The 22,267-nt window shown below is 29.6% G+C and carries 17 protein-coding genes; 1 reads left to right on the forward strand and 16 read right to left on the reverse strand.

The features are described from left to right. Nucleotides 1–19: 19 nt before the first annotated feature. The 9 genes from KI686_RS16780 to KI686_RS12860 all read right to left on the reverse strand — a co-directional run bounded on the left by KI686_RS16780 (nucleotide 20) and on the right by KI686_RS12860 (nucleotide 9,109). Nucleotides 20–151 carry a hypothetical protein gene (locus KI686_RS16780; RefSeq protein ID WP_262913996.1) on the reverse strand — a complete coding sequence of 44 codons (132 nt, stop codon included), beginning with the start codon at nucleotides 149–151 and terminating at the stop codon, nucleotides 20–22. Between the two features lie 99 nt (nucleotides 152–250). Further along, nucleotides 251–2,275: a DNA primase gene (gene dnaG / locus KI686_RS12825; RefSeq protein ID WP_237589725.1), complete on the reverse strand. Its 2,025-nt coding sequence runs from the start codon at nucleotides 2,273–2,275 to the stop codon at nucleotides 251–253. A 113-nt stretch (nucleotides 2,276–2,388) separates the two neighbouring features. After that, nucleotides 2,389–3,627 carry an ATP-dependent Clp protease ATP-binding subunit ClpX gene (gene clpX, locus KI686_RS12830; protein WP_237589726.1) on the reverse strand — a complete coding sequence of 413 codons (1,239 nt, stop codon included), beginning with the start codon at nucleotides 3,625–3,627 and terminating at the stop codon, nucleotides 2,389–2,391. A gap of 60 nt (nucleotides 3,628–3,687) precedes the next feature. Further along, complete coding sequence (gene clpP / locus KI686_RS12835) at nucleotides 3,688–4,347, reverse strand: ATP-dependent Clp endopeptidase proteolytic subunit ClpP (RefSeq protein ID WP_237589727.1); 660 nt, start codon at nucleotides 4,345–4,347, stop codon at nucleotides 3,688–3,690. A 187-nt stretch (nucleotides 4,348–4,534) separates the two neighbouring features. Next, a complete protein-coding gene (gene tig / locus KI686_RS12840) occupies nucleotides 4,535–5,857 on the reverse strand; it encodes a trigger factor (protein ID WP_237589728.1) in 1,323 nt (440 codons plus the stop codon). A gap of 94 nt (nucleotides 5,858–5,951) precedes the next feature. Next, the gene (locus tag KI686_RS12845; RefSeq protein WP_237589729.1) at nucleotides 5,952–6,311 is read right to left on the reverse strand and encodes a phage holin family protein; all 360 of its coding nucleotides are present in this window, start codon (nucleotides 6,309–6,311) and stop codon (nucleotides 5,952–5,954) included. A gap of 437 nt (nucleotides 6,312–6,748) precedes the next feature. Continuing rightward, the gene (locus KI686_RS12850) at nucleotides 6,749–7,390 is read right to left on the reverse strand and encodes a DUF6266 family protein (RefSeq protein WP_237589730.1); all 642 of its coding nucleotides are present in this window, start codon (nucleotides 7,388–7,390) and stop codon (nucleotides 6,749–6,751) included. 137 nt (nucleotides 7,391–7,527) lie between these two features. Further along, nucleotides 7,528–7,968 (reverse strand): DUF6943 family protein, encoded by a 441-nt coding sequence (locus KI686_RS12855; RefSeq protein ID WP_237589731.1) that lies wholly within the window; start codon nucleotides 7,966–7,968, stop codon nucleotides 7,528–7,530. Between the two features lie 403 nt (nucleotides 7,969–8,371). Continuing rightward, a complete protein-coding gene (locus KI686_RS12860) occupies nucleotides 8,372–9,109 on the reverse strand; it encodes an SOS response-associated peptidase (protein WP_262913997.1) in 738 nt (245 codons plus the stop codon). Nucleotides 9,110–9,141: 32 nt separating this feature from the next. Between KI686_RS12860 and KI686_RS12865 the strand changes: the two genes are divergently transcribed. Beyond that, nucleotides 9,142–9,435, forward strand: a complete 294-nt coding sequence (locus KI686_RS12865) for a hypothetical protein (RefSeq protein WP_237589733.1) — start codon at nucleotides 9,142–9,144, stop codon at nucleotides 9,433–9,435. Nucleotides 9,436–10,155: 720 nt separating this feature from the next. On the opposite strand, the gene KI686_RS12870 is transcribed toward KI686_RS12865, so the two are convergent. The 7 genes from KI686_RS12870 to KI686_RS12900 all read right to left on the reverse strand — a co-directional run bounded on the left by KI686_RS12870 (nucleotide 10,156) and on the right by KI686_RS12900 (nucleotide 22,246). Then, on the reverse strand, nucleotides 10,156–13,206 hold the full coding sequence (locus tag KI686_RS12870; protein WP_237589734.1) for a restriction endonuclease: 3,051 nt from the start codon (nucleotides 13,204–13,206) through the stop codon (nucleotides 10,156–10,158). Nucleotides 13,207–13,258: 52 nt separating this feature from the next. Beyond that, nucleotides 13,259–14,110, reverse strand: a complete 852-nt coding sequence (gene dinD, locus KI686_RS12875; RefSeq protein ID WP_237589735.1) for a DNA damage-inducible protein D — start codon at nucleotides 14,108–14,110, stop codon at nucleotides 13,259–13,261. A 37-nt stretch (nucleotides 14,111–14,147) separates the two neighbouring features. Continuing rightward, a complete protein-coding gene (locus tag KI686_RS12880; protein WP_237589736.1) occupies nucleotides 14,148–16,001 on the reverse strand; it encodes a site-specific DNA-methyltransferase in 1,854 nt (617 codons plus the stop codon). A gap of 25 nt (nucleotides 16,002–16,026) precedes the next feature. Further along, entirely contained in the window at nucleotides 16,027–16,860 is an 834-nt protein-coding gene (locus KI686_RS12885) for a BRO-N domain-containing protein (protein WP_237589737.1), read from the reverse strand. Nucleotides 16,861–16,866: 6 nt separating this feature from the next. Further along, nucleotides 16,867–17,508: a DUF4391 domain-containing protein gene (locus KI686_RS12890; protein ID WP_237589738.1), complete on the reverse strand. Its 642-nt coding sequence runs from the start codon at nucleotides 17,506–17,508 to the stop codon at nucleotides 16,867–16,869. Nucleotides 17,509–17,519: 11 nt separating this feature from the next. Continuing rightward, complete coding sequence (locus KI686_RS12895) at nucleotides 17,520–20,774, reverse strand: helicase-related protein (protein ID WP_237589739.1); 3,255 nt, start codon at nucleotides 20,772–20,774, stop codon at nucleotides 17,520–17,522. A 71-nt stretch (nucleotides 20,775–20,845) separates the two neighbouring features. Next, nucleotides 20,846–22,246 carry a DUF6965 family protein gene (locus tag KI686_RS12900; RefSeq protein WP_237589740.1) on the reverse strand — a complete coding sequence of 467 codons (1,401 nt, stop codon included), beginning with the start codon at nucleotides 22,244–22,246 and terminating at the stop codon, nucleotides 20,846–20,848. Between the last annotated feature and the right edge of the window lie 21 nt (nucleotides 22,247–22,267).

Here is a 22,267-nt window from a genome sequence, read left to right on the forward strand (position 1 = left end):
GGCTTTTTTTATATAATGTCTACAATAAATTTGCAGCTACCATTACTTTTTTAATTTGCATATAAGCTCTTTTTTTAGAACCTTTAGAAATTTCAAATGGTAACAAAATAAATAATTGGACGATTTTTAATAATTGTAATGTTCTTTTCATAGTTGTTTGTTTTTCTTAGCGCTTGCAATGTACAAAAAAACAAACTAAAATTGATACCTATAAATAAGTAAAAATACTTGTATTTACAATTTGTTAATATTAAACTACTCTATTAAGCTTTTCATACAACCTCATTTTTAAACTTGTATAGTTTTTTATAACCTCTAAATCTATAGACATATCTTGGTTTAGACTAGCTTCACTCATTAATTCTTCTATTTTTTCTCCTATTAAAACTCTTCGTAAATTAAAAATTGCATCATTCACAGCCTTTCTTAAAACCTCTAATGCACCTGTAACATAGATATTTTGTCTTTCCCAATCACTAAGTCTCATATTTGGATTTTCTTCATCCATTAAAATGGATGTAACAATATTTCTAATTTCTGGATTTTTATGATTTACCAAACCATCCATTTCTAATTTTTCGTATTGATTTAGCTGATGTATGATTTCTGCATAAATCTCTTGAAAAACTTCATTAGAAAATTCTATTTCATCATCTTGTAAATGCACATAAATTTCTGCTGAAACTAAATTTTGATATTTCCTGGTAGTTATTTCTTCTTTACCAGAATCATTAACCTCAATAACCTCTTCTAAAAACTCTACCTCTTCATTACCATATAAAAGTAAAATTCTTATTATTTCTGTTTCTAAGATAGAAAGTTGATCTATTTTTTGTGTAGATATTTTACCTCCTTTAACAACTCCCATTTTTGTTTGCTCTTGTTCAGCAAAATATTCTGGTGGTGGTTGATTAGGATCTTGTTGCGTACTATTTAATTGCGTTTTTTGTGCTCTTTTACTTTTCTCTTGTAATCCTTTTTTTAATAATTGAGCCAACTCACTAAATAAAACTCGTTCTGAAATGTCCATAATTCTAGAACATTCTTGCACATAAACTTCTCTTTGAATACCATCAGGAATTTTAGAAATACTAGTTACGATATCTCTAATTACTCCTGCTTTTTTTATTGGATCGTTATTAGAATCCTTTAATAAAAGTGATACTTTAAAATTGATAAAATCTTGAGTAGAATTCTCTAAATACTCTTTTAATTCTGTATTAGAATGGCTTTTAGCAAAACTATCTGGATCTTCCCCATCAGGAAATTGAACTACTTTTACGTTCATTCCTTGTTCTAGAATTAAATCGATTCCACGAATAGAAGCTCTAATTCCCGCTGCATCACCATCAAATAAAACAGTAATATTTTTTGTTAACCTATTTATTAAACGTATTTGATCTGATGTTAAAGCAGTACCAGAAGAAGCTACTACATTTTCTACACCAGATTGATTAAAAGAAATTACATCTGTATAACCTTCTACCAAAAAACAATTGTCTTGTTTGGCAATCTCTTTTTTAGCTTGATAAATACCATATAAAATTTTACTCTTATGGTAAATATCACTCTCTGGAGAGTTTAAATATTTGGCTGCTTTTTTATCCGCAGTTAAAATACGACCACCAAAACCTAAAATTCTACCAGACATAGAGTGAATAGGAAACATTACACGACCTTTAAAACGATCGAACTGTTTGTTTTCTTTTACAATTGTTAAACCTGTAGATGCTAAATATTTTAAATCATATCCTTTAGCTAAGGCAGCATTTGTAAAATTATCCCACTCATCAATACAATAACCTAAATCAAATTTTTTAATAGTTTCGTCTGTAAAACCACGTTCTTTAAAATAACTTAAACCTATTGCTTTTCCTTTATTGGTATTAAGCATAACATTATTAAAGTAATCTTTGGCAAAGTTAGAAACCATAAACATACTTTCTCGCTCATTCATCTGTTCTTTTTCTTCAGATGTTTGCTCGGTTTCTTCAATTTCTATATTGTACTTTTTTGCCAACCACCTTAGAGCTTCTGGATACGAATAATGCTCATGCTCCATTAGAAAAGAAACAGAATTACCTCCTTTACCTGTAGAAAAATCTTTCCAGATTTGTTTTACTGGAGACACCATAAATGATGGTGATTTTTCATCTGTAAACGGACTTAATCCTTTAAAATTACTTCCGGCTTTTTTAAGCTGAACAAATTCGCCAATAACCTCCTCTACTCTTGCAGATTCGAAAATACGGTCTATAGAACTTCTTGATATCATTAAATGATTTTATTTAAAAAAGGATAGCAAATATAAGAATTACATATTTTATTAATTTAATAAAAAAACCTCATTAAATTAATAATGAGGTTTTAATTTTTATTTTTAAAATTCTAAGAAGCTGCTTTTAATTTTTTTAATGTAGAATTAGACAGTTTTTCTTCTGCATATTCTTTGGTCACATTAAATTCTTTAACATTAGAACTTGGTAAATCAAACATTGCGTCTGTAAAAATAGCTTCGCAAAGAGACCTTAAACCTCTTGCTCCTAATTTATATTCTACCGCTTTATCTACAATATAATTTAAAGCATCTTCATCTATACTAAAAGAAACACCATCCATACTAAATAACTTTGCATATTGCTTAATAATAGAGTTTTTAGGCTCTGTTAAAATAGCTCGTAAAGTTTTAGCATCTAAAGGATTCATGTAACTTAAAACTGGCAAACGACCAATAATTTCTGGAATTAAACCAAATGCTTTTAAATCTGAAGGAATAATGTATTGTAATAAATTTTCTTCATCTACATTATCATCTTCTAAAGAAGCTCCAAACCCAACAGCTTGCATATTTAAACGCTTACTTATAGATCTTTCTATACCAGAAAATGCGCCACCGGCAATAAATAAAATCTCTTTAGTATCTACTTCTATAAATTTTTGATCTGGATGTTTTCTTCCTCCTTTTGGAGCAACATTTACAACAGTTCCTTCCAATAATTTTAATAAAGCTTGCTGCACACCTTCACCAGAAACATCTCTAGTTATTGAAGGATTATCTCCTTTTCTGGCAATTTTATCTATCTCATCAATAAAAATAATACCTCTTTGTGCTTTTTCTACATCGTAATCTGCAGCTTGTAATAATTTACTTAAAATACTTTCTACATCTTCTCCTACATAACCAGCTTGTGTTAAAACTGTTGCATCTACAATAGCAAAAGGTACATTTAGCATTCTTGCAATTGTTTTAGCTACAAGGGTTTTTCCGGTTCCGGTTTCTCCTACTAAAACAATATTAGATTTTTCTATTTCTACATCATCTTTATCGTCTTTTGTCTGTAATAATCTTTTATAATGATTATAAACAGCAACAGACATCGCTCTTTTTGTTTCTAATTGACCAATTATATATTGATCTAGAAATTCTTTAATTTCAAGAGGTTTTTTTAAAATTAAATCTTCAGATAAAGAACTAGATTTTGCTTCAGAAATTTCTTCTTGTACAATACCGTGTGCTTGTTCTATACATTTATCACAGATATGAGCATCCATACCTGCAATTAACATATCTGTTTCTGCTTTTTTACGTCCGCAAAACGAACATTCTAAATTTTCTTCTTTCGACATTATTTACCTGGCTTTTCACCTTTTACTCTTAACAATAAATGTATTGTTAAAAACTAATTTTTATTTTCTTGCTAAAACTTCATCAATCATTCCGTAAGCTTTTGCCTCATCTGCTTTCATCCAATAATCTCTATCAGAATCATTATGTACTTTTTCTATTGTTTGACCAGAATGATTTGCTATAATAGCATACAACTCGTCTTTTAACTTTAAAATTTCTCTTGCAGTAATCTCAATATCAGAAGCTTGCCCTTGAGCACCACCTAACGGTTGATGAATCATTACTCTAGAATGTGGTAATGCAGAACGTTTACCAGCAGCACCAGCACACATTAAAACTGCTCCCATAGAAGCTGCCATACCTGTACAAATAGTAGCAACATCTGGCTTTATAAATTGCATTGTATCATAAATACCTAAACCTGCATAAACACCTCCTCCTGGAGAATTTATATAAATTGAAATATCTTTATTAGCATCTACACTTTCTAAAAACAATAATTGAGCTTGAATAACATTTGCTACTTGGTCATTAATCCCTGTTCCTAAAAAGATAATTCTATCCATCATTAAACGAGAAAAAACATCCATTTGTGTAATGTTCATTTGTCGTTCTTCCATAATATATGGCGTTAAACTACTTGTTATTTTACCAAAATATGTACTGCTTATTCCTTGATGTTTTGTTGCGTATTTTTCGAACTCTTTTCCGTAATCCATTTCGTGATTCTGTTTTAAGTTTATTATTGTAAATATAAGAACTATTCTCTTAATATTTTGTTACAGTTAGTTGCTAAAAAAAACCCGAATCTTACAATTCAGGTTTTTTTGATTATGATATTTTTTACTTAAATAAATATATTTTAATTAGCTTAAGTAAAGTGCTATAACAATCTTAGACTGTTATTTATTTGTAAACTTCTTTGATAAAATCTTCGTAAGAAACTTCTTTTGTTTTAAAATTGATGTTCTCTTTATAAAAAGCCAATAATTTTTGACTAATTAATTGAGTTTGTAATTTTTGAGCTTCTTCTTGGTTTTGTAAAATTCTACCAGCAATATCATCTAACTCTTTTTCTTCTGGGTTCATGTTACCAAATTGAGCCATTTGCTGACGGATAAAAACCTTAGCGTAATCTACTAATTCTTTATAATCAATTTTAATATCGTTATCTTTCATAATCTTACCTTCGATTAATTGATAACGCAAACCTTTTTCTGATTTCTCGTATTCTGCAGCAGCTTCTTCTTCTGTTAATGGTTTTTCACCAGCAGTTGCTAACCATTTTTTTAAGAAATCTGCAGGTAAATCAAACTTTGTATTTTCTACTAAATACTCTATTACAGAGTTTAATAACTGTTGGTCTCCTTGTTGTAAGAATTGCTTTTCTGCGTCTTCTTTAATTTTTTCTTTTAATTCTGTTACAGAAGTTACACTACCATCAGCAAATAATTTATCAAATAATTCTTTATCTAAATCTGCTGGTTCTGTTTTAGTAATTTCTTCTACAGTTAAAGTTACTGTAACATCTAAATCATGAATTGCATCATGATCTACACCTAAAATGTTCTGTAATTTATGGTCGTCTTCAAATAATTTTTTAGTTTCTAACTCAATTACATCTCCAACTTTAGCTCCTATTACTTTCTTTTCGTTTTTCTTCCCTTTAAGGTCATTTACTAAGAAAGTAGATTTTTTGTTGATTCCTTTTTCTTCATTAACAAAAGTACCTGTTACGTTAGAGTGTTCAGTAGCTTCATCTATAGCGCTCATTTTTCCGTAACGTGTCTGAATATTCTTAACTTCTTCGTCAAGTAACTCATCAGTAGCAACAATATTATATTGTTTTATTTTGTTTTTCTGACTTAAATCTATTTCGAATTCTGGCACTAAACCTAATTCAAATTCAAAAGAAAAAGCTTCTGCATCCCAATTAAAATCTTCTTGTACTCTAGGTAAAGGATTACCTAATATATCTAATTTTTCTTCTGTAATATATTTATTTAAAGAATCTTGTAAAAGCTTGTTAACCTCATCTATCATTATAGATTTACCATATTGCTTTTTAATCATCCCCATAGGTACATGACCTTTTCTAAACCCAGGTACATCTGCTTTTTTACGATAATCTGTTAATAATTTTGTTACCTTTGGTTGATAGTCTTCTGCAACTATATCTACTTTTACAACTGCGTTTAACGCATCAATGTTTTCTTTTGTAATATTCATTTCTTAGTCTCTTATTCTTTAAAAAATCGAGTGCAAAATTAATCATTTTAATTGATTGCACAAATGTTAAATACTTCTATTTCAGTTATGTTATTTAGCTCTTTGTAAAGTCCTTATCCTCTTTTAATAATGAAAATAACACCGATCTAAAAAAGGAGAGTAAAATACTAAAAAATAATGCTGTAAAGAAGCCGGAAACAGCAAAACCATCTATTAATTTATCTGCTAGTAATATTATAAATGCATTTATTACAAAAAGAAATAATCCTAAAGTTACTATGGTTGCAGGTAAAGTAAAAAAAATTAAAAGTGGCTTAACAAACATATTTAATAATGCAATAACTACAGCCACAATAATTGCAGAACTATAACCAGCTACAGAAACACCTGGTAAAATATTAGCCAAAACTACAACTGCTAAGGCCGTTAATAAAATTTTTAAAAATGTTTTCATACTATTATAATTTAATAAACTAAAAGCGAAAACTATACCAAGTTAAAGAACCTGCTTTTTTGTCAGACTTTATTATTGAGAAATTTATTTTAATAAGACAGTATTTATAAACAACATACTTAATGTCTTCTATTAAAATAAAAAAACCTAGTAATCTAATGATTACTAGGTTTTGCGGTCTGGACGGGACTACCCGTTTACACCTATTTCCCTTATATACAGTTATTTAAAACCTAACAATAATAAACTCCTCCGAATAACACACCTATTAATACAATAGTTGTTTAATATTTTAATGAACGATTTGCGTTTGATTGCATTGTAAAGATACAAAAAATAACCACCATAACTAACTCATTATCAATATATAAAAACAAAAAAAAACCGTTACTAAATTAATAGAAACGGTTTTTAAAATGTATTTAAACCTAAAAAATTTAAGCAGCCGTACCAGAGCCTAAATACACACTATTAGATACTAGACTACCATCGGCAGAAACAAACGCCATAAATAGCTCTACTGTGTCACCTGCATAGGTATTTGGTATTGTAACCACCTGCGAACCTACAGTTCTATCAGCACCATCCAGAATAGAAATTGATTCTTTTTTACTTGGATTGTAAACCAATACCATTGCTTTGTCTGTTACATTTGCATTACCTTCTGCGGAGTTATCATCCCAATCAAAACTTACTTGTCCTGGTGTTGTTAAATCGGTTGTTCCATTCAATACTCCTGATAAAGAACCTCTACTTAATAAAGCTAAAGAGTAATCAATCGTAAAGTTAGGTGCAGCACCGCCTACCGCATTATTTAACACATAAGACATAGCAGCATTAAATTCCGTTTTCTTGGTCGCAAATGCTTTATAACCAATTTTTATAAAACCTTTGTTAGCCTGTAAGTACTCCAAAGTAATCGTAAATTTATTACGTTGGTTTACTTGTCCTTCTGTTCGTGGGTTTGCCACACTTGATGGTTTGATTCTTAAATAATCAATACCTTTCCAACTACCGCCAATAACGTTACCAACTTTACCAGATAGTCCTCCTAAAATTCCCTGAGATATTTTTCCCATTCTTATATAAATTTAAAATTAATACTTGTTCGAATTTGGTACGGACTTTATATTGCTTTTAAACCTTGTTATTTTAACGAATATAGCTATTATTATACCACTTTGTAAGAGTTTTAGAGGTATATGATACCTTTGCATTAGACTTCTTTATTTTGCATTATTTTGAAAGAATTACGGATATATGCCACTTTTAAAACTGCCATTTTATTAATAAAATTTTGTAACTCTTTTTCTTTTTTAGAAATTACCTCTACTGCTTTTATGTGCTTTTTCATCTGGTTATTATTTTTTTTAGTAGAATTAAAAGTTTTTTTAAGTACATTTCTACAATCATCTATTGAGATAAACGGAATAACACTACCTTTTAAGTAATACGCATAAAAACCACCTATTTGTAGCATCATGGATAAATGAAATAATGTGTTTTTTGTTTCTTCTGTAAAAGTGGTAACAACAAAACAGTTAGCACAGGGATCTGTTAAAGGTTTACCGCTGTTTAGACCTTTGTTTAGAATGAAAAAATGAGGGTTCGAGTAAGTGCGACCAGGTTTGTGTGTTTTTAGTTCAAAAGTTGACATAGTTATCCAAATTAAAATTGCTACGCTACGCTTCGCGAACATTTTTTTGGAAAAGAAAAAAAAGATGTGCTACCCAAAAGGGCCTTAGGAAAAGGCTGTCAAGGTTTTTGGGTAAAAGTTTTTTATATAACCATGTTTATTTAAACGTTTAAAATGATGTGAAAAAAGTTTTATCCAAAACCCGTAGGGCTTGACCTTTACAGCCTGTAAGCGGTGGCTGATGCAAGGCACTTATATTTGCTATCTTTTTATTTATTTTTATGTTACTAAATTTTGTGTTTTAAATAAAAACAACAGTAATAATATGATTGAATTTATTTTTGTATATTTAAGTTCTTTTTTCAAGCCTATTATTTAGGCTTTACATAGCAATTTTACCCATATCATTGATATGGGTTTTTTATTAAAATAAACTTTGTTGATAAGCTACTTTATCTAAAATACTTGGGACATTAGTATTTATTTTATTGGAAAACAAACTTGTAGAAACTGGATAATTAATTATTTCTTGTTTTGTAAATGTGTGTAATAAAATTTTAATTGTTTCATCATCCGTAACATTTAACCAATCATAATAGTCTGAAGGATCTAATATTAAAGGCATTCTATAACTGCCTAACTTATTGGGTGTATTGTGTATTTCTTTAAACATATTATTTGCTTCTGTAGTAATGATAGAAGCAGAATATATTGGTGTTGATTCGTTATCATCAATAACAGAATAAACGCCTGCAAAGGCAATTAAATCGTGGTTTTTTTCTTTAAAATAATAAGGTATTTTATTTTTTATACCAAGTGCAGAATGAGGTTCGAACAAACCATCTGCAAGAATTAAACAACGTTGCTTTCTTATAAATTGACTAAATAAATTGCTATCATACAACCTTTCTTTGGTTGCATTTAAAGTGTTGGTTTTTATTAAAAAATCTTTTCTTTTGGATAAATCATAATTTGTTGGTAACAAACCCCAAAGAGAAAGGTCTATAGTTGCTGATGTACCTTGTTTTATGATTGCCAAATGTTTAGTTTCCCATCCATTAAAATGATAATAAGGCTCAAAAGAGAAAGGTATGTTAAAAAACATTTTTGACTTTTTTTCTATATCTTTTGCTGATTTAGTTAATGAAATATGGAAACACATTTTAGTAATTTTGTATAAAAATATAAAAAAAAATGAATCTTACTAAGCTACATATTGATTGTAAAAAAAATGGTAGAAAAGTCTTTGAAAGTTTTAAACATCATATAAAATACTATCCATTTGAGGGAGAAATAGACATACAAGGCTGTATTGATTATGATATTGAAAAAGAGTTTGGTAGAAGTGTTTTAAAACATCATATTACTGGAAATGAAAGTAGCATTCAATTAAAAACAATGTGTAAAATTGTTGAATCTTACAAAACAATAATTATAAGTACTTGCTGGAAATATGCTGAAAATTTTATTGAAAATAAAAAAAATTAAAGTACCTAGTGCGTTGGCAGCAGCGAGAATAAGTGTATTTTTTTTATTTGTGCTTATCTAATTTATCTTATTGGTTTTCTTAAAAGTAGATTCTTATTTTTTTAGATAGAGCATTATTTTATATTTTGATATTAATTTTATTAATTATACATACATCTACTTTTAGTAAAAACAATCTTACCTAATTGCTTTGCAAATAAAAAAACATACTCTTATTGGCTTTTTTTTGATTTTGTAGGTGCTTTATAAATTGTCTTTAATTTTCTACTCATAATTATATAGTTCTTAAGTTTTATTTAAAGTTGCCACAAGCACTTATAAAAACAATGCATTAAAGTACCGCTTTTGTTAAACTATCTAAATGTTATTATTCATATCGGAATTGAGCGTTGGATGGGCGGCTATTTTACATAATAGCAGTTATAACTACCTGTAGTTTACGAAAGAGTATTATAACTTCTATTATGTAACTTAGCTTTGGGGAGTTTTGTGTTTTATGAAAACAATATTAAAGATTGCTTTTTGTAGTTGTGTTTGAGTTTGCGAAAATACAAGCTATAAAATGCAAGTACCTTTAGAATATTAAAACGCTAAACTTGTGGTGGCGCGCGGAACAACACAAAAGACAGAGGGTTTTTGCTTTTCGCAAAAAACTGGGTTTTGGGTTGTGGGGAGTTGCTAATACTTAAATAATTCTACCTTTTTTAGCTATCATTTTTATTATTTTAATATCTTATCCGTTAAATCTTGGTATGTTTTAACTACATCATATTTTAAATTTTCTGAACCTAATTTTGCAAAATGTTTACGAGCATATTCAATTTTTAACTCTTCTGCTCCTTTTAATTGCATTGTACTCATTGAGCCTTTGGTTTCTGCAATAAAGTAAACGTGTTTTACTTCTTTGGTTTCAAAAACAATTGCCCAATCTGGATTGTAATTCCCTACTGGTGTTGGAATTTTAAAGCCACTTGGTAATTTTGCATAAACAATAGCTCCTGTCTCTAATTCTTGTGCAAATGCTCTTTCTGTTTTTGAATCTGTTTTTACATAATCGTAAATATGTTTTTGGACTTCTAAAACATTTTCTTGCAATGAACCATTAAAATTATTTACTGTAAAAACATCATCAGAATAAGTTTCTTCTGTTTTATGATAGGTAATATTATTGATTAAGGTTGCTGCTTTTTCTTCATTTATAAACCTGGAAACTTCTGTTATAAAATGCTCTGGATTTTCTTTAAACTGAACAAAACTAGTAGGTTTTATTTGCGTAAGAATTGCGGTTGCTGTTTTTCTTGTAATATGTGCATTTTTGGCAATTTCTTTAATTAAATCATAGGTAGTGTTTCCTAAAATACTGGCAGTTTTATAGGTTTGTTGTTTTGTTTTGCTAAAACTACCTCCTGTTTTCAATGTTTCAGCACTCATTCCTTCTCTTTGTTCTCCTGTAGCAATATGAACCGTTACTTTACGTACACTTAACTGATTATCAATAGCTGACACACTCTTTTTAATCAATTCATTCGTATCAAAATCTACATCATACAAGGTTTTTACTTTTATCTTACTCCATAAAGCTTGAAACTCTTTTTTAGCAAAATTTTCATTTACTTTTAATTCTTTAGGTAAATTTTCTGCTTTCGCATTTGAAGATGCTTTAAACGTATCAACCTCGTGTATTTTGGTAATAATCGTCGCAAATTCTTCTTTATGGTTTTCCAGTTCAGGTATGGTTGTAAATGTATTTTTATCTATAGCTTCTACTAAAACTTCAGTTACTTTATAATCTTTATCTATATATCCTTTAACTCTAAAATCTATAATAACATCTGTTGCAATCATTTCATCAAAAGCAAAGGTTTCTCCTGCTTTGTTTGTTAATTCTAAGTCTTTCAAAACAGAAGTTGTTAATCTTGTTGGTCTGCCTGATAAAGAAGCCAAAATTTCGTTTTGTAATTCTTTTGCAAACGTATCATAAGATTCACTTGCTACAACTGTTAAGGTATTGATATCAAAAAACTCTGAATCTAAGGTTTCAACATCCATACGGTTACCGTGTTTGTCTACACAAATACGCAAACCACGACCAATTTCTTGACGTTTAGAAATAGTAGATTGACTATGTTTTAGCGTACAAATTTGAAAAATATTTGGATTATCCCAACCTTCACGTAAAGCAGAGTGTGAAAAAATAAAACGTACAGGTTCTTCTAAACTCAATAAACGTTCTTTGTTTTTCATAATTAAATCATAGGCAGAAATATCATCACTTCCGCCTTGACCACGTGATTCTTTAGAATCTATGGCTTTTCCTTTTTTATCAACAGAAAAATAACCGCTATGTACTTTAGTAACATCGTGTTTTTCTAAATAGGCATTGTAGTCTGCATCAAAAAGTGATTTTTGAGCAATAGCATTGTTATATTCTTCTTCAAAAACCTGTTCGTATTCAGCTTTTATTTGTTCTCCACTTTCGTTGTACGCTCTGTATTTTGCTACTTCATCAATAAAAAATAACGATAAGGTTTTTATGCCTTTTTTAAATAATTCACGTTCTTTTTCTATGTGAGATAATACGGTTTCTCTTATTTGTATGCGCCTAACGTGTTCTTCTGAAACATTACCACTAACTTGACCTACAGAAAGCACTACACCATTGGTAAAACTAACCGTATTTGTTTTGGCATTAATCTCTGAAATTACATAGCCTTTGTATTGCTCTAAGTCGTTTGAAGCAGAAAATATGTCTTCAGTTTGAGAAAAGTTTTTACTTGTTTTCTTTATGCCTGTTTTCTGCTTTATTTCATATTCTATTTTTGCCGTTGGGTATTTATTCTTAGAAACGGTAATTGCATCTAAAAACAAGAAGGAATTTGTACCCGTATTTTCTTTAACTTCAATCCCTTTTACTTTTATCTTTTTTACTAATTTTTGATTAAAAGCATCTACAGCATCTAACCGATATACTTTATTAAAGCGTTCTTTTTCTGTAGTAACCGTTTTACCATGTAGGTTTTTAGATTTCGTTTTTACTTTTTTATGTGTAGCAGAAAAACGAGTGATAAACAACGGATTAAACTCGTGCAACATTTTTTCTGCAGTATCTCCAAAACGTTGTGGCTCATCAATAATTAAAATAGGTCTGGCTCTTTTTATGATATCAATGGGTTTTTCTGACTGTAAAGAATCTAGTTTTTGATAAATTTTACGTGCCTCCTTACCTCTTGTAGCAAAGGCTTGGTAGTTCATAATCAACACCTCAATTTCAGCACTATTACCAAATTGTTTTATGTTTACTAGATTCGATTTATTTTTAGTATCGTAGATATTAAAACGTATCTTTTTACCATAGGTTTCCTGAAAATGTTCTGCCGTAATTTTTAAAGATTTATGTACTCCTTCTCTAATAGCTACAGAAGGCACCATTATGATATATTTGTTCCAGCCATACAACTTGTGCATCTCTAGCATCATTTTGGTGTACACGTAGGTTTTACCCGTACCTGTTTCCATTTCTACGGTAAAATTGTAACCTCCATCTAGTTTTTTTACAGGTTTTATATTTTGTTCACGCTGTAAGTTTTGTACGTTTTTAAGTATGTCTGTATCTGTAAGTTCAATTTTTTTGTTTGAAAAAATTTCTTGTACATACATACCTTCTCTACCCACCACTTCTTTACGTGTTCCTTTGGTTTGCCCATTAAAAACACGCACCAAATTATTGACAGCATTGGTTTGGTATTGCTGTTGTTTAAATTTTAATTTCATATTCGTTTGTGAGCTTTAGTAGTCTACTAATTCTATAAAACTGCGTTGAATTTTAGTTATTCTTGCTTTTCAGCTTTTTCTGATCTTTTTGTTCAACCTTTTTTATGCTTTCTTCTACGGGTAAATCTTCAGGCATTGTTCCACCAATTTCTTCAATTGTTTCTCTTACTTTTTTACCTACTGCAAAGTGCGCTTTGTTAGCATTTTCTTTCCCTTTTATTTTTTCTCTTTTTAATTTTTCTTCGGTTTGCGTGGCACGAAATAAATTTGCAGCTAATTCTGTGCTGCCCATATGGTCAAGGATTTGTTGGCTTTTCTTTAATCCTTTCTTTTTGTGAATTTCTTTTGCACCTAACCCCCCATATAAACCTTGATAACCATGATTTTGAAACACAGCATATTCCCAAGGTTTAATTACACCTGCATCTTTGGCTGCTGCTGCTAGTTGGGTATTATGCTTTTTCATTTCATCTCGTAAAAAAAGTCTTTTTTTCTCTTCTGTATCTAGTTGATTATATTCTTCTAATTGTTGAAGCTCTTGCAAGCGTGTTTGAACTGCGAAATAGGTTTGCCCCAAAGCCACAATTTCTTTTGATGCATCGGCATTTTGAACTATTAAATAGCAAAAGTATCGAGATAACTTATAACTAGACATTTCTCTTTCTGCACCACTTCCTATGGCTACCATCTCGTTGAACTCAACGATATGGTCTGAAAGATTTTGTTCACTTTGTTTACAGGCTATTGACGCTTTTTGTAGGACTTTAGTGAAGTTTCTAAAATCAGAATAATCTAGAGCTTTTGACAATTGTCTTGCTTGCCAATATTCTATACCATTTTCATCTATATGTTTTATTTGTTCAAATAGACTATTGTCTTCGTTATGTATGGATACTTTACTCATCTTTTTTTAATTACTCTTGTTATAAACGAATACCTTTTTATATAACGTGTACTTTAGTATTAGGTGCTAATTGCTTAAAACGAGATTCTACGGTATTAATCAAATCTTTATCATCTTTAAAACAGGCATCTCTAAAAACAGCTCTAAGCGGTTGTAATTGTGCCATTTCTTCTACCACTTGCATATCTATGTTTTTGCTAAAACAAGCAACCAAGGCATTATCATCTACCATAAAAACAGTTGAGCCTGCTACTTTTTTAGTATCTATTGGGTTGTCTAAGGTTAAACCAAAGTCTAAAATTACAGCAGTTAAAATATCCTCGTCTGTAGCGTTTTCTTTTATATTGTCTTCGTCTTTAAACATTTCTGTTTGAGAAACCTCACTTGGGTGTTTTGCTACTTCTTTTAAAATACTTTCTGCTGTTTTATACACTCTAAACCCAACATCTAAAGGAGTTTTTCTTTCTTTTATTTGCTCTGCATTTTCTTCAAGTATCTTTTTTCCTGCTCTACGAATGCGTTCTTTACCAATTTCTGGTATGGTTTTATAGCCTGCTTTATAAGCTTCACTTTTCTCATCTGTTTTTTCTGGCAATTGTACCATAATAAATTTACGGTTTCCTCCATCTTCTGCATTTAATTGCATAGTTGCGTGTGCAGTGGTGGCTGAACCTGAAAAGAAATCTAAAATGACAGAATTATCAGTATCTGACATCTCTAACATTTTATAAATTAATTCTACAGGTTTAGGTGTGTCAAAAATATTAGTATCTAACATTTTTTTTAGTCTACCTGTAGCTGTTGAAGTATAAAGTTTTTCATCCCACCAAGTTGTTGCTGTTCTTCTAGAATCTTTTGCATCTTTTAAGTAATATTTCTGTTGTAGGTTCTTAGGTGTTTTGACTATTAAACCTTTATCAAACATATCTTTCATTCTCTTTTCAGAAAATCTCCAATAACCTGTAACTCCTTCAAAAGTGTAATATGGATTTCCTTTTTTTGCTCCACCTGGTCCATCCACTGGTACTAATTTGTATTTTCCAATTTTGTCTGACAAGTCAAAACCTTCTAATTTTGGATTCAATCCTATTCTCTTTCTTTTTTTAAATACAACTTCTTGATTTTTAGCATAAAATAAAATTACATTGTGATTTGAAGATATAATTTTATCATTAGAAACTGATGCTCTTGCTTTATGGCATATTTGTGATATTAGATTCTCTTCCCCGAAAACTTCATCCGCTATTTTACGTAAATTATGTACTTCATTATCATCAATTGACATAAAAATAATACCATCATCCGTTAATAAATCTCTTGCTATTAATAAACGTTCGTACATCATTGAGAGCCAATCGCTATGAAAACGCCCATTGGTGTCTGTGTTTGGCTTAGGTTTATACTGTTTATTGCCATCTTCATCTATTACACCTATTTCTTCATTATATTCATCTTTATCTTGCGTAAAATTGTCATTATACACAAAATCTTTCCCTGTATTGTAAGGCGGGTCTATGTATATCATTTTAATTTTACTTAAATAACTTTCTTGTAATACTTTTAATACTTCAAAGTTATCGCCTTCAATGTATAGGTTTTCAGTGGTGTCAAAATTTACAGAGCTTTCGCGGTCTGGTTTTAAGGTAGTGGTTATAGGTGTATTTGCTTTTAAAATACTTCTTTTTTTTCCAGGCCAATCTAAACGGTAACGCTCTTCTGAGCCTTCTACAATATCTTTAGATAAGTGTTGTTTAAGCAATTCAAAATCTATAGCTTTTGTTGTGTTGCCATTTTCATCTTCTTTTTCGGTAATCACTTGCGGAAAAAGTTGTGCTATTTTAGCTATATTTTGTTGAGTACTATCTGTAGTTTGTGGGATGATTTTTTTCATAAAAAAGTCTTAATAAGTAAATGTGCTAGTTTAACTTTTCGTTATTGTCTAAATAATCTTTCGCATTTAGTTTGCTTACTATTTTTTTACCTGTTTTTTCTTCAATTTGTTTTCTGGTATTGCCTGCAATAGTACCACCTTGTTTGGCTACTTTTTTATTTTCTGCAAAATTCTTCGGTTTTTTTTCTTTGCTAATTTCTGTAGTAGTGGCTTCTGCTAACATATTAAGTACCAATTCTAGGTTGCTCATATTATCGCGCAGGTTTTCTTTTTTAAGATTTTTGTGTTTTTTATAATCGCCTACAGTAAAACCGCTCCAAGCTTTTGTAATTTCGTTGGTTAATATAGCATACTGTTTACCTTTTTTTACACCTCTGCTATCCCATTCATCTGTTAGGTCTTTACGTACTTCTATACTTTTAAGACGTTGGTTTATCCATTGTTTGCTATAGCCTTTTTTAAGATAGGTTTCCATTAATCTTTCAAAGCCTAGTTCTGGGTCTTCAATTTCATCTATACGCTCTCTTGCTACTTTAGCAATCCACATTTTAAAAGGCTCTGCTTTAGGTGATGGTACAGATTGTATTAGCCTGAATAATTGCTCTGTATCAGCTACATCTGTTTGACGCATTTTGCCATCATCTGCCAACATTTTTAAACGTCCGATATTTTCGGACAGTTCACTGCCTTCCTTTTTTAACTTATTTTTTAAATCACTCCAGTATTTTCTTGGGCGTTCTGATTCTGTTAAAATTTGTATGGTATCTATAATAGAAAAATACCATTTTTCTTCTTGGTCGTTCCAATGTGTACGAACTTTTTGGTTTTCGAATAATTTTATGGAATTTTCTTTCTTCATAGAATATTAATTATCGTTTTGTAAATTTTCTTTTTCTTTCTGTTTGCTTTTTAACGCTTTATTAAATGCCACTTGCTTGTTAAACTGTTTCTCTGTCCTTACTTTTTTTTGCAAAGTGCTTATTTCTTTTTCTAGGGTAGCTATTTTTTTTTCTTTTTCAAGAAGCTCCTCGAAATTTTGGTTTTTTACAGTTAACCCAGTTTTATTTTTTATAAATAATTTAATTGTTTTTTGGTAAATATGCTCAATGGTATTTCCTGTAAAATCAAAAAGAAGCTCCTGATTCCATTCTGAGAAAAAATAGCGTTGTTCTGCATTTTCCTTGATAGTAATACCATAGGCAAAGTCATCTTCAAACTCAAAAGTATATAAAATTGCAAAAGGAATCGCCTTATCAATCACTTTTAATACGTTTTTTGGAATTGTTTTATTTTTTAATTTCATATTAAAAATCTGCAATTCCTCTACATTCTTTGTTCCAGAAATATTAATGGTGTTTTCTGCCAATTTATAAGCCCACGTAATACGTACAATCGCATCAGAAAACTCTTGTTGTAATTTAGAGTTGACTTGTGCTTTTTCAAAAAACTTCGTTTTAGGTATAAACTTATTTACAAAAGCTCTTGTTGGTAAATTAAATGTTTTCATAGCCACTTTATTTATTTAATAACCAAAAATGTAATTAAATCAAAATCTTCTAAACCCTTTATGTTGCCTAATAAATTGGCTGTACCACCAGTAGAAAATAAGCTATCTATAACAGATTCATCTTTTACAGAAATAATAGATTCGATGGCTTTTTCTAATAACTCAGAATAGGGTTTCATATGCTTACCATCTTTGGTTTCTGCATTAAAAACTTCAAACAATTCTGCAATAGGTTCTGTTCTTCCTTTTGCAATGCCTCGTAAAACATCTAAGGTATTTTTAACGTTTAAATGGTTAGAAATAATGTCTCCATTCTGTTTTATATAGACCAAATAAAATGGATGTAATTGATTGGTATTATCAATATTAATTTCTGCATTGATATTTTTTAGGACAAAAATTACACCTTCATCAATTCCTTTTTCTGGAATTTTCGGACAAACTGCATGCATACCATTTGGTATGCCACTTAAATCGTTTCCTGCATTAATATAGTTTACCAAATCCATTCTAAAATCATTGAGCCCTAAATCTGTAATAGAAATACCAGCATCCATATCTTCTATATCAATAACTTCATCTTTTAGCTTTTCTAGTTGCTTTTTTCTAAAATCAAGGTCAGTTGATTTATTAGTCAAAGGATTGTCTTCGGTTGTTCCTGCAACATCAGCAATTATCATTCTGCCCTCAACTCGTCCTTTTAAATTGATATAATCATCTAAAGAAATTTGAGGCCAAAAATTTATCAATTGAATGTCTGAATTGATAGAACCAATTCTATCTATACGTCCAAAACGCTGTATGATACGCACTGGATTCCAATGAATATCATAATTGATAAGCGTATCACAATCTTGTAAATTTTGCCCTTCAGAAATACAATCTGTGGCAATTAGAATATCAATTTCTAGATTTCCTTTATGCTTCTCGCTTCTCTTTTTAGAACGAGGAGAAAAGTTTATTAATAAATTATTAAACTGTTTGTCTATTTTTAGAGTACAGTCATTAGAACCACTACCAGTAATTTTTGCCGAGTTTAGGTGATGAGTTTTTAATGCCCATTTAGAAATATGCTTGTATAAATAATTGGCTGTATCTGCAAATGCTGTAAAAACAATAATTTTTTTATTGCCTATATTTATAGGGTTTTCAATTTTATGTGTAATACAGTTTTTTAAGTCGGTAAGTTTTGCATCTTCTTTTGGAGTTACCCAATTCATTTCTTCTAACAAATCTTGTGCGATACTTAAATCTAGTTGCAAATCTTGTTTCCAACCGCTTGTATTCATATCTGTTAAATTGATTTTAATTTTTCCGTTAGTACTAAACTCATCATCTAACCAATCATCACTTTCTGTGTCAAAATTTATATCCTCAATTTGAGCCATTTCAGCCAATTGGTTGCTTCCTGTACTTTCAAATTTTTCGATGCTTTTGATATTTTCAGAAACTGCATTTACAAACTTTTCTAATGTTATACGAAAAGAATCTACTGAACTTTCGAGCCTTTTTAATAAATTAACTTTCATTAATTTTTGTAAACTCTTTTCTCTTGTGGTTTGTTTTAAGCTACTTTTTCCTTCTATTTTGGTATCATACACTTCTGAATAAAACCCAATTCTTTCCTCTAAAATATAATCAAATGGTGTATAAATACACATTGAAAGCTTTGATAGTTTACTATAAAGTTCATCAATTTTAATAAAATCTTTTAAATGTGTAATTTCAGACTCTACTGTTTTTGGAGGTAGCCTTTTAGGAAATTTACCAATAGCATTGGTATCATAATATTTAGTGATGTGTTTTCTACTTCTAGAAATAGTGATATTGTCTAAGAGTTTAAAGAAATCGAAATTTTGATTTAGTTCTGTTAATAATTTTTTACTGGTTCTTTCTTCTACTGGTAAGTTAGACCAATCTTTAAAGGTTCTTTGTGCTTTATTTAAAATGGAATCAATTGACTTATCTGTATCTAATTTTTCATCAACTACATTTGTTTTACCTTCATAAGCTAAAGCAATTTGATTTTTTAAATCGGTAAATTTATTATTTACTGGTGTTGCAGAAAGCATTAAAACTTTAGTTTTTACACCTGCTTTCATTACATTATTTAGCAATCTTTTATATCTGGTAATTTTATCTTTACGAGGGTCGTTATTTCTGAAATTGTGTGACTCGTCAATGACCACTAAATCATAATTTCCCCAATTTACTCTTGATAAATCCATATTTCCAGACATTCCCTTTTCTCTAGATAAATCTGTGTGATATAATACATGGTAATTAAGACGGTCTTTAAAAAGAATATTATCATCGTAAGGATTTAAAAATGTTTTCCAGTTATCGCCTAATTTTTTAGGACATAATACCAGGATGCTTTTATTACGTTCTTGATAATACTTAATTACACCAAGTGCTGAGAAGGTTTTTCCTAAACCAACACTATCTGCCAAAATACAGCCATTGTAACGTTCTAATTTATTGATAATTCCAAGAACTGCATCTTTTTGAAAATCATAAAGCGTATTCCAAACCACAGATTCTTTAAAGCCTGTTTGTTCATTAGCTAATTCGTCTTCAGTAATATTTTCTAAAAACTCATCAAAAATATGAAATAGCGTAAGGTAGTATATAAGCTCTGGTGCGTTTTCTTTGTATAAATTATCGATATAAGAACTGACTTCTTTTGTTACATCTTTTAAGATTTTATCATCATTCCAAACATCATCAAAGTGTTTTAAAAATGCCTCAGTAGTAGGGAAATCATCGAATCTTGTTACCATATTTAAAATGGCATTATCTTTTTCATAACCAATCCCTGCACTAGAAAATTCATTTATTCCACTATAGGCAATATTTTCTTCTGAATTATTTACTATGAATTGAGGTTGAATAAAACCATTTTTAGCATTGGTTTTAAATTTCACTTTTTCTTCAATCCATTTTCTGCATTCTTTTGCAATTGCTTTTCCTTTTAATTCATTCTTTAAATTAATTTCAAAACGAGAACCACCAATAGATTTCTTTCTATCATTAGCTAAAATCTCAAACATTTTTTCCTGACGATTCTTTTTATCCATTTCAATAAACGTAGGGTCTGTAAAAATGAAACGTAATTCGTCGATATTTTTCAGTTCTTTCTTTAGACTCTCAAATCCATAAATAGAAAAAATTGCAGCTGCAATACTTATTTTACTTCCTTTTTCTAATGTTTCCTTTAAATCGTCTCCTACCTTTTGAGTTTTGTTATTGAAGTGTTTAATCATTTTCTTTTTGTATTCTTTTTGCTCTGGCAATTTTAGAACCTTAAAAATAGCAATATTTCAAGAAATAAAAACTAATCTGATAAGATATGTTTTAATTCTTGAAGCCTTCTTAAATAAGGTAAGTAGATTGGCTTGCCATTATTTGCTTTAACTATTGCTAAATGACTTTTTAAAAACTGCGTTACATTAGTTATTTTAGTTGCTTGGTTTAGTAAACAATTATTTTTAGGTATGTTTATTTTATTAAAAAAGGATTCTAATTCGTCTATTTCTTCATTCCAATTATCTGTCTGTTTTTCTTGAAAAATAAGATTTTCTTCGAGTTGTATTTTTGTGGTTTTCGGTTGTATTTCTTTGGATTGACTAATAGCCTTTTTACTATTTGTACTGTTGCTATCTTCTTCAATTATTTTGGTCTGTTCAGTTACTTTTTTAGGTGCTTCTTGAAGACTGTTTTTATTTTTTTCTTTTCTGAATTTATGCCAGTCTAATTTTATGAGATAATCTGCAATATCTTTTCCTTCTTCTTTGTCTTGGTTTGGTGCTAGTTCTTCCAATAAATCAGAAACTTTAAAAAAAGAATCTTCTATTTGTTGTTGAATTTTCTGTGCTTTACTACTCCACAAATTGAAGGCTTTACCCTCTTTGGATAGATCTGGAAATAAATACACGTTTCTACCTTTTAATGCTTTACACTTATTAATATTTAAACTACTTAAATTATAAACTGCTAACCACAATAAGTTTTTAGGATTGTTAGGAAAACCGAAATATAATGTACCATAAATTGCTGTTTTAGGTGCTTCTACTAACGCTATGGGATTGTATGGATATTTGCTCAATAGGTGTTCACCGAATAAGCAAGATACTTTAGTTTCGTTGTTGTTATAATCTTTTAGCCAATTTGGTATTTTCCTTTGGTTTTGTGTATGATGTTTAGTTATAATAGAATGTAAAAAATTTGTGTTTTTAGTATGATTTGATTTATTAAAAGTTTTAACCTGTATTGCTCTTATATTATTATTAATATCAATAAATGGAAATGTTGTTCCACCTTTACAATACCCTTTTGTTACAGTACCTAAATGATATTGTGCTATGATTTTTTCAATATCTTCTGACTCAAATGGGAATGCTATATTATTTAGTAAATTCTGTATAAATGTATTTTCTTCATACGCTTTTCTTGTTTTATAAAATACATCTTTTGGAATACATACTCTTTTTGGTTTTACTTTTGGTCTATTAATTTGATAGTTAAATTCATTCTTAATCGTGTTGTCTTTTGCATATCCATTTTTATAGGGATTAAGATGATAACCGCAATTCATTTCTCGGTCGCATTTGCCATATATTTCTGGAAGATATTCTTTTGTTTGAACATCAATATACTTTACAAAGCGTTTTTTATGACAGGCAGGACATTGGTGTTTTTTGCTACCTTTTTCAAAAGTGTATCTGTATTGGCTCATAAAAAAGTTTTCTCTAGAGGG

It is taken from the genome of Polaribacter sargassicola, from assembly GCF_021991835.1.
Classification (GTDB): Bacteria; Bacteroidota; Bacteroidia; order Flavobacteriales; family Flavobacteriaceae; genus Polaribacter; species Polaribacter sargassicola.

Coding starts and splice junctions, on each gene's coding strand:
- dinD (WP_237589735.1), bottom strand. CDS start 14,110: ATGAGTAAAGTATCCATACATAACGAAGACAATAGTCTATTTGAACAA.
- KI686_RS12895 (WP_237589739.1), bottom strand. CDS start 20,774: ATGATTAAACACTTCAATAACAAAACTCAAAAGGTAGGAGACGATTTA.
- KI686_RS12880 (WP_237589736.1), bottom strand. CDS start 16,001: ATGAAAAAAATCATCCCACAAACTACAGATAGTACTCAACAAAATATA.
- clpP (WP_237589727.1), bottom strand. CDS start 4,347: ATGGATTACGGAAAAGAGTTCGAAAAATACGCAACAAAACATCAAGGA.
- KI686_RS12860 (WP_262913997.1), bottom strand. CDS start 9,109: ATGTGTTTCCATATTTCATTAACTAAATCAGCAAAAGATATAGAAAAA.
- KI686_RS12890 (WP_237589738.1), bottom strand. CDS start 17,508: ATGAAAACATTTAATTTACCAACAAGAGCTTTTGTAAATAAGTTTATA.
- KI686_RS16780 (WP_262913996.1), bottom strand. CDS start 151: ATGAAAAGAACATTACAATTATTAAAAATCGTCCAATTATTTATTTTG.
- KI686_RS12900 (WP_237589740.1), bottom strand. CDS start 22,246: ATGAGCCAATACAGATACACTTTTGAAAAAGGTAGCAAAAAACACCAA.
- KI686_RS12885 (WP_237589737.1), bottom strand. CDS start 16,860: ATGAAGAAAGAAAATTCCATAAAATTATTCGAAAACCAAAAAGTTCGT.
- dnaG (WP_237589725.1), bottom strand. CDS start 2,275: ATGATATCAAGAAGTTCTATAGACCGTATTTTCGAATCTGCAAGAGTA.
- KI686_RS12855 (WP_237589731.1), bottom strand. CDS start 7,968: ATGTCAACTTTTGAACTAAAAACACACAAACCTGGTCGCACTTACTCG.
- clpX (WP_237589726.1), bottom strand. CDS start 3,627: ATGTCGAAAGAAGAAAATTTAGAATGTTCGTTTTGCGGACGTAAAAAA.
- KI686_RS12865 (WP_237589733.1), top strand. CDS start 9,142: ATGAATCTTACTAAGCTACATATTGATTGTAAAAAAAATGGTAGAAAA.
- KI686_RS12870 (WP_237589734.1), bottom strand. CDS start 13,206: ATGAAATTAAAATTTAAACAACAGCAATACCAAACCAATGCTGTCAAT.
- tig (WP_237589728.1), bottom strand. CDS start 5,857: ATGAATATTACAAAAGAAAACATTGATGCGTTAAACGCAGTTGTAAAA.
- KI686_RS12845 (WP_237589729.1), bottom strand. CDS start 6,311: ATGAAAACATTTTTAAAAATTTTATTAACGGCCTTAGCAGTTGTAGTT.
- KI686_RS12850 (WP_237589730.1), bottom strand. CDS start 7,390: ATGGGAAAAATATCTCAGGGAATTTTAGGAGGACTATCTGGTAAAGTT.